At 43.8% G+C, this 7,785-nt stretch carries 8 protein-coding genes; 5 read left to right on the forward strand and 3 right to left on the reverse strand.

The window, feature by feature from the left end; genetic code table 11:
- Positions 1-352: 352 nt before the first annotated feature.
- Complete coding sequence (locus tag KBY58_RS12270; protein WP_255004606.1) at positions 353-583, reverse strand: hypothetical protein; 231 nt, start codon at positions 581-583, stop codon at positions 353-355.
- 110 nt (positions 584-693) lie between these two features.
- On the opposite strand from KBY58_RS12270, the gene KBY58_RS12275 reads away from it, so the two are divergent.
- From KBY58_RS12275 to KBY58_RS12295, 5 genes are all read left to right on the forward strand, one after another.
- Positions 694-1,527, forward strand: coding sequence for a hypothetical protein (locus KBY58_RS12275; protein ID WP_255004607.1), 834 nt, complete (start codon positions 694-696; stop codon positions 1,525-1,527).
- A 4-nt stretch (positions 1,528-1,531) separates the two neighbouring features.
- The gene (locus KBY58_RS12280; protein ID WP_255004608.1) at positions 1,532-2,296 is read left to right on the forward strand and encodes a hypothetical protein; all 765 of its coding nucleotides are present in this window, start codon (positions 1,532-1,534) and stop codon (positions 2,294-2,296) included.
- A complete protein-coding gene (locus KBY58_RS12285) occupies positions 2,296-4,830 on the forward strand; it encodes an AAA domain-containing protein (protein WP_255004609.1) in 2,535 nt (844 codons plus the stop codon). The genes KBY58_RS12280 and KBY58_RS12285 overlap by 1 nt, the downstream gene beginning before the upstream one ends.
- Positions 4,831-4,866: 36 nt before the next feature.
- Entirely contained in the window at positions 4,867-5,124 is a 258-nt protein-coding gene (locus KBY58_RS12290; RefSeq protein ID WP_255004610.1) for a hypothetical protein, read from the forward strand.
- Positions 5,125-5,365: 241 nt separating this feature from the next.
- On the forward strand, positions 5,366-6,136 hold the full coding sequence (locus tag KBY58_RS12295) for a restriction endonuclease (RefSeq protein ID WP_255004612.1): 771 nt from the start codon (positions 5,366-5,368) through the stop codon (positions 6,134-6,136).
- Between the two features lie 279 nt (positions 6,137-6,415).
- Here KBY58_RS12295 and KBY58_RS12300 read toward each other — a convergent pair whose 3' ends face one another.
- Together KBY58_RS12300 and KBY58_RS12305 are read right to left on the reverse strand one after the other, a co-directional pair.
- The gene (locus tag KBY58_RS12300) at positions 6,416-6,844 is read right to left on the reverse strand and encodes a hypothetical protein (protein WP_255004613.1); all 429 of its coding nucleotides are present in this window, start codon (positions 6,842-6,844) and stop codon (positions 6,416-6,418) included.
- A gap of 138 nt (positions 6,845-6,982) precedes the next feature.
- A complete protein-coding gene (locus KBY58_RS12305; protein WP_255004614.1) occupies positions 6,983-7,252 on the reverse strand; it encodes a helix-turn-helix domain-containing protein in 270 nt (89 codons plus the stop codon).
- Between the last annotated feature and the right edge of the window lie 533 nt (positions 7,253-7,785).

A 7,785-nucleotide genomic window follows, 5' to 3' on the forward strand; every position in this document is an offset into this window, starting at 1 on the left:
AGCATTTGTGCCCATCCTGGGATCAAGGCATCAAGTACAAATGAATCAAGAGCAAACCAACCTCCCAGCAACGGCGTTGCGCTGGGATGCGAATGGAGAACTCTGCTCTGAGGATTTCGAACGCCTGCTGGAGCGCCTTGAGGCACAGCAGATCAATTCCCACCTCAGGGTCGCTTGACCGCCTCCCACATGGAGCAAACATGGATCGCTGCCTGCGCGGAGGTCATCACCTTCTGCCAAACCAGGCAAATCCCCTGAGGAGCAACGCGCCCGCTGAAGTGCCTACAGGTCGAACAGGAAGTCACTGATCAATCATCGCAGTCATCCCACTACTCGCAAGCGGGAGGGAAAGTCAAGGCAAGTCAAAGACCGCCATATCCGCCTCTGCCTGACGGACCGTTTCCACCAGTCGCTCAAAGACCAGGCGCACTCTTGGGTTGTCTGCTGGGCGATAGGAGGCGTGAAGCGCCAGAACAGTAATGCTGGTGGTCAATTGCTCAAGGGTCAGCAGGGCATCCCGCTTGAGTTCGTCGGGAATGGCAGCAGTGGTGAGAGTGGGCATCGTTTGGAAGCGACTACCCATAGGGTTCCCACCATCCCCAATGCGAGATCGGCATGTGACAGTAAAGGCAAAAAAGTTGAGCAACACTAGACGCAATGGTCCATAATGTGTTACATCAGCACCTGTTCAGGATGAACGGACTACTTGCCGCCATGGCGGTTGCCAATCCAGTCATCACCGCATTCCTAGCAATTATAGTTTTTATAGAGAAAGATAAATTACGCAAGCGTTCAGAAGACATTGAAGCGGCACTAAGAAATGGCAACCAATCTGTGGTCCAAACTATTGAAGCGCAAAAGCAAGATTTTACAAATATCGCTGACAGATTAGAAGCACTCTCAAAAGATTCAGAAAAATCAGCGGCAACCTTTATAGGTCTTTCTACTGCCCTTACTGAAAGTTCCGCAGTAAGTGCAAAAGCATTAGGCGGGGTAACTGATGGACTTGAGAAACACGCAATATCGATCGCAAATCTTGTGACTGACCTTTCAAAACATGTTGCGGAAACCAGTTCCTCAGCGATTGGAGATCTAAGTTTTAAAACAGCAGAGTCAATTAAAACAGTTGCGGATCAGGTCAGCAGGGTTGAGACAGCACAGGTCGCAAGCAAAGAGGCATCAACACAAGCAATTACTGATCTCGCACTAAAAACTGTAGAAACCCTCAAGCAAACAAGTTTAAAAAGCGAAGAGTCAATTAAAACAGTTGCGGATCAGGTCAGCAGGGTTGAGGCAGCACAGATCGCAAGCAAAGAGGCATCAACACAAGCAGTTACTGACCTCGCACTGAAAACTGTAGAAACCCTCAAGCAAATCGGGGAAGAAATCAAGCGAGTTGAAATTGCACAGTTAGACGCAGCAAAGTCAGCACAAGAATCTGTTTCAAAGTTGACTCAGGAGGTGGGACAGACCACCAAGTCAATAAAGGAACTACAAGAGACGCTCAAGAGCACAGTAACTCTCTAAAGCGATGTCAGGAACTCTAAGCGAACGCTATCTGCTGTATCTCAGAGATATGAGCAAAAAGGTTGTCTTCGGATCAGGTGCAGCAGGTGACTACTCACAAGTACTGATGACAACAACACGAAAAAAGTCTTTAAAAAAATTTCAACGCATAACAGATCTACGCTTAAATCAAGTAATAGAGAGTGGTGCAGAGGGATATCGCAGGGAATTAGATCAAGAAAAGATTGGTAATGGCATTTTCTGCGGAGTGGGAATTCTTGCGGGCACTTATTCAAAAAAGGTTGGATCAAAGAGCACACTGCGACTAATTGCTGCTCCAACCATCTACGGACAAATAGTTTTTGAAGAAAGTGGTGAGGCAGAAGTTACTGAATGGGTCGTCAACTATGATATTGCAACCGCATTGATAGGAAGAAATGCAGACGAAGAGGAAGAAGCATACGCAGCGTTTGATCCTGAAGCAAGTCAGACAGGAGGACAAATTGTTCAAGATATTGAAGATCAACTAGACGCCCTGAATACAAAAGAGATTGGAAGTATCCTAGGACTGTCGGAGAAGTATGTAAGTGGTTTCAAAGAACTTACAGAAACAACCTGCGAGAGGGGTGATACTCCTCTTGAATGCGTAGAAGCAGCAATTGATGCCAGAGACAATCTAAAAACAAAGAAGTTTTTCTTCTGTCCAGGCGATTGGGTATTTTTTGCACCTGTCCCACCTGGTCTGAGCACATATAGAGCATTAGATGAACTTGCCAAAGAGGTTGTTTAATGACAACACTTGAGCGACTGCTTGAGTCAGTCTTTAGCGGAAAGAAATTTGATACTAAACACAACCCAATCTCAGAAGAACAAATTTTCAAAGTTCTGGCGAAACTTCCATACTCGTTGTCGAAGTCGCAGCGTACAGCGATCTACAGAGCACTCAGAAATGACATTTCCTATATCCAAGGACCCCCAGGGACAGGCAAGTCATTTACTATTTCGGCACTTGCAATTGCAGCAAGTGAACTCGGACTAAAAGTTTTAGTTGCATCACAGAAACCTCCCGCAGTTGACATTGTTTATGAAAAAGTCACAGAGGTCCTTGGTGATAATGCTTGCCTTTACATTTCAGATGAACAGAGAAGGAAACAAAACACAAGAGGTATTATTGATCGACTTCTGAGCAAAGCGACTGATTATCAGACGACAAGTGAAGAAAGTGAACTCGTGCGTCTTTCCGAGCATGTAAACACACTGGTCACAGAAAGACTTGATTACGCAAAGCGGATACAAGAATACGAATCAGAATTGCGTTGCTACTACGACACAAACCAGGTTGCTCAGGATTCTCGAAATGTTCTTAAAGAGGACTTTGGACTACCTGAAATAACAGTCAAAAAAATAAACTTACTCCAAGGAAAGGAGAGTCGAGACAAGGCAAAGATTTTACTTCAAGAGTGCAGGAGTATTCGGGAGGAATCCAGAAAGTCAGGAGGAAAAACTACTCTTGAGAAAGGAGCAAGACTGAAGATCCTTTCAAATACAGTCCTGCGAGCATTGGACTTCGAAATTGAATACTACAAAAAATACCAAGAAGAAGTACTTTTAAGGTCACTTACCTACTCATCAAACCTCGCTGATGCCCAGTCCCTACAAAGAATAATAAAAGGTCAACCGCTTGAGGTTACACGCCGAACCTTTGACAGGAGAAATCAAGAACTATACCCCAGGGACCCAAAACAATCAGAACTTGCACAATTTCTAGCGTCACACCATTCTGTTCGCATTAACAAACTCTTGCAAGGCAAGGATTATAGAGATGCCCTAGATGCTTTTCACCGCAGACTAAGGTGGAAGAACGCAAGAAGAGCACGGTCAGCAAATTCTAAAATTAACTTTGAACTATTATTTGAGATCTTCCCTATCGTGATGGGTGAGATAAAGTCACTACATCCTTACCTGCCATTCAAGGAGGAGACAATTGATCTATTGATATTGGATGAGGCATCCCAGGTAAACCTTGCTGAGATCTTCCCGATCCTATTCAGAGCAAAAAGATTTTGCATTGTTGGAGACCACAACCAACTAGGAATCAAAGCAGGCGGGGTAATATTTATTAGTAAAGTATTTGAAAAATTAACCTGGCAAAAACAATTTGCAGGACTACCTGGTTATCCGCTTGATTTTAAATCTGCTCAAGACAGAGACTTGCTCGTATCGGAATCATCAATACTTGACCTGATTAGGAATGACCTAAATCCAGTGACCGCTGCACCAGTCCTACTGAACGAACATTTCCGATCGCTTCCAATGCTTGCTGAATTTACAAGTGAGCAATTTTATAAAGACGAAAATCCAGACTCTGGACTGCGTATCATGACAGCAGTACCTGACAAAAAGGCGCTTAATGCATTCATGGACATTGAGGTTCCAAGCAAGCGAGAGGAGAATTCACAAATAAACAAGGGAGAAGTTGACAAGGCATTTGAAGTTCTTCTTTCTTTTGGCAAGGGCACACCCAATGACCTTACAAAGGAAGTTTTTGAGATGCCTCAACTAGTAGGAAAACAAATCACAGTGGGTGTCGTCTGCTTCATCAGAGACCAAGTTAACTATATGAAAGAAGAAGTCCTCCGCAGGTTGACTGATGAACAGCAAGAGCGTATGTCATTGATGATTGGAACCCCAGAAGAATTCCAAGGGAACGAGCGTGATGTAATGATATTCACCCCTGCAATTGACGAAGATCAAAAACGATCAAAAGCATTTATGGAAGACCGCAATCGCTTTAATGTTGCCACAAGCAGGGCAAAATACTTTAAGTATTTTATTCACGGAAAACTTCCATCCAACATGCTACTTATGCAGCAAATGCTAATAAAGATGGGACAAGGAAAGAATGATATCAAGGAAATGGATAAGGGATATCTGCCGATCGGATGGACATACAAAAAATCAGAATGTGATTCGGATTTTGAGTTGGTGGTCGCTGATGTACTAGAGGATCTAATTGCAAAAGAGTACCCCAGTAGATTAGTGATCTACAATCAGGTTCATACCTGTGGATTCAGACTTGACTTTGTGGTTTACGATAAAAACAGCAAGAAGGCAGTAGGTATTGAAGTGGATGGCAAGTATCACTACTTTGATGATGGTAGCAGTTATACAGATGAGCACCTGGAAAGGGCGAATGCACTAAAGAGGGCAGATTGGACAATCAAGTATTTGCCGTACTGGAACTGGTTCCAGGATGGATGGATTGAAAGAGACGCTGCTGCTGCCAATGAATTAAAGCAGTTCATTAGAGACTTCTTTGGTTAAGTAAAAATGCCCCTCAGACATGGAAACAAATATTACATGCAAGTCCTGTTGGACATTGCCAAGTATCAGTTACTTGAGCAGTGTGCTCAGGAACGAGGGGTAAAAACAAGCACCCTTGCGAGAGATGCCGTTTATGAGTGGTTATCAAGGAATGTTGATGCAGAACTATTCGAGGCAGCAAATATGATTGATGATGCAACCTGGAAGCAGTCAGTCAGGAACCTAGTAAGTGGTAGGAAGCAAAATAAATCGAGCAGTTCAACAAATGAACAACAGGCAGACTCTGACAAATGACCAACGCAGCGACCTTAACGACACCCGATACAGACGGCAAAGACCACGGCGTTTTGAATGCTTCTTCCTACAGACCCTACATTTCCTACTTTATTCTAATGGACTTATTTAATCGGCAACAGGAACTCATGATTGGGAGCAAACTAAAGCAGGGCAAATCTTCCATGGGTCAAAATCTAGAAGTATTGCAATGTAGGATTAAACTCACGGTCAACATTGGAATTCATGAAAACATCGAATTATGAGCACTGAAATTGAAATTTTGCCCGATACGATGGAGAATACAGGTTTGCCGTGGGTTGTTTACCCAATAGTTGTTACGGTAATAATCCTAATCGCTGTAGCAATTAGAAGAAAACTCAAACAAAAAAGAAAAGAAGAAATTCTCATGCAAAGCGACAAAATTATCCAGAAGTATTCAAGAAATCTCGGAAGGGAAAGGTTTTCCTTGTCTTACACGGACCCTTATGGCATCAGGAGACATGATAAATGGGAGAAGAGCGGCATAGAATACTTCCTTCAAAAAGTATTTCTAGTTGAGCACACAGCAAGCAATGAAATATTAGAGGATGAGACTATTCGGGGGGAGATAATTTCCCGTATCAATCAATGTGCCATTGAAAATGAATTTTCAAATAAAAAACTAACTAATGTCACATCAGGCAAGGAGTATGAAGAGTTTTGCGAGGTGATACTCTCATCGTCTGGATGGAATGTAACTCGCACTCCAGCAACGGGCGACCATGGAGTTGATCTAATTGCAGAACGAGATGAAATCAGGGTCTGTTTGCAGTGTAAATATTATTCTACGACTAAAGTAGGCAATGCTGCGATTCAAGAAGCATCTGCTGGACGATTGCATTATTCAGGAACACACGCAGCAGTAGTAACAAATAATTCTTATACTCCAAAGGCGATTGAGTTAGCAGAGACAAATCAAGTATTGCTCTTGCACCATTCTGATCTGGAAAATCTAGCGACCATCATAGTCAAAAACCGAGAAGAGTCCTAATTAGTTAACTAGTGCTTTAAGAGATTTCCTGCAATTTGCTTCAAAAGGCGGAACTGAACAAAGACCAAGATCTCATTCAGGAGACTGCCTGAACACAAAATCCAGAATTAAGTAATAAAATACTGAAGGTGTAACCAATAGATGTTCGATCTAATACCTCCAGCATCCGCCAACGGTTCTACCGCTCCCATTGATCAAGAGTAACCGAAACGACCTGCGTGAGGTGTACCATTGTTATGACGCAATCAGTTGCCACAATCACCAACTATGATTATCAAATTATATTTTCTTTCCAAAGGAAGTTAGGTCAGGTAATGCAATTTTTTGGCAAGCACCTATTATGCGCTTGCTAAATGCGCCTCCGTCAAACATTGTCAAATTTGTTCTATCTATCGAAAAGTGACCATTCGTGAAGTTTAGAAAATCAGTTGAGGGGACCATAAATGAAATCCTTAGTGGTGCGATCTGGGCATTCATAAGTTCAATCATATGACTATTATCAAAAAGATAGACCTTTCTTGCTGTGTAGTCAATTAAAAAATGACTAACTTCTTCCTTGCTGAGCAACGGGGGAGATGAAGTACCACTAATTTCTGGATCAACAAGAATCTGAATACTTTGCCTGCACCTTATTGCAACTTTTTCTGTCATATTGGAACAAGACTGCAATAAGGCGATGAGTGAGAGAGCAAGAGTAATTTTTTTCATTCAAGAAAAAATTTCTTTGGCAAGTAAACCTATTTGAGAAATAACTATTCTACCAATGCAAGCAAAGGCAATGGGTCCAAAAATGATGGAACAATCAAGGATAAGTGAGTGATATGAAAAGGAGACTTTTTTATTGTATTAGGTCTCAAAAACCTCCAACAAATCCCCAATCTCACAGTCCAGCACGGTCACGATCTTTCCCGCCAACTCCAAGGAAAGTGCTGATGCCGCCTTTGGGTCGTCAGCAATACGCCCCAACCTTGTGATGGTCGTTGCTGCTACTCCTGCCTGAGTTGCCAGCGAGTTCATCGTGATTGCCTTTTCACCTGTCTCAGCACGGCGCAGGTTTGCCTTAGCGATTGCCTTGGCGAGGGTGAAACGCACTTGTTTTACCATAGAGAGCACCATACCTCAGGTGCCTTAAGAGGCAATACCCTCAATTCAAGCAAGGTACTTAGTGTTGGATGCTAAAAAGCACCCAAAGCAACCTGTAAGACCAGAAAACCCGCAACGCCTGTTATCGCCAACAGAGAAGGCAGACCAGATAAGACCACGACGGCATCACCCAGGGGTGCCCCTTTTACCCAACGGGTGCTTGACCACCTCCCACATTGAACAAAGGTGGACCGTTGCCTGCGCTGAGGTCATCACCTTCTGCCAAACCAGGCAAATGCCCTGAGGAGCAACGCGCCCGTTGAAGTGCCTACAGGTCGAACAGGAAGTCACTGGTCAATCATCGCAGGCATCCCACTGCTCGCCTCCTACCGAGCGACCCATTGGGAGCAGCGACCTTCAACGAATCCCGACTGGTCCGCTGGGGGCACTGTCTGGTGAAGGGTAGGTTCTGAAGCACCACAGCACCCAAGACCCTGTAGAAAGCGTGGATTTACGGTGCGAAGGTTGCCTCAATCACTCTTTACGGGTTCGCTGACGGGGCAAAG

Source organism: Cyanobium sp. HWJ4-Hawea (assembly GCF_024345815.1).
In the GTDB taxonomy this organism is placed as follows: Bacteria; Cyanobacteriota; Cyanobacteriia; order PCC-6307; family Cyanobiaceae; genus Cyanobium_A.

Coding starts and splice junctions, on each gene's coding strand:
- KBY58_RS12295 (WP_255004612.1), top strand. CDS start 5,366: ATGAGCACTGAAATTGAAATTTTGCCCGATACGATGGAGAATACAGGT.
- KBY58_RS12305 (WP_255004614.1), bottom strand. CDS start 7,252: ATGGTGCTCTCTATGGTAAAACAAGTGCGTTTCACCCTCGCCAAGGCA.
- KBY58_RS12270 (WP_255004606.1), bottom strand. CDS start 583: ATGGGTAGTCGCTTCCAAACGATGCCCACTCTCACCACTGCTGCCATT.
- KBY58_RS12300 (WP_255004613.1), bottom strand. CDS start 6,844: ATGAAAAAAATTACTCTTGCTCTCTCACTCATCGCCTTATTGCAGTCT.
- KBY58_RS12275 (WP_255004607.1), top strand. CDS start 694: ATGAACGGACTACTTGCCGCCATGGCGGTTGCCAATCCAGTCATCACC.
- KBY58_RS12285 (WP_255004609.1), top strand. CDS start 2,296: ATGACAACACTTGAGCGACTGCTTGAGTCAGTCTTTAGCGGAAAGAAA.
- KBY58_RS12280 (WP_255004608.1), top strand. CDS start 1,532: ATGTCAGGAACTCTAAGCGAACGCTATCTGCTGTATCTCAGAGATATG.
- KBY58_RS12290 (WP_255004610.1), top strand. CDS start 4,867: ATGCAAGTCCTGTTGGACATTGCCAAGTATCAGTTACTTGAGCAGTGT.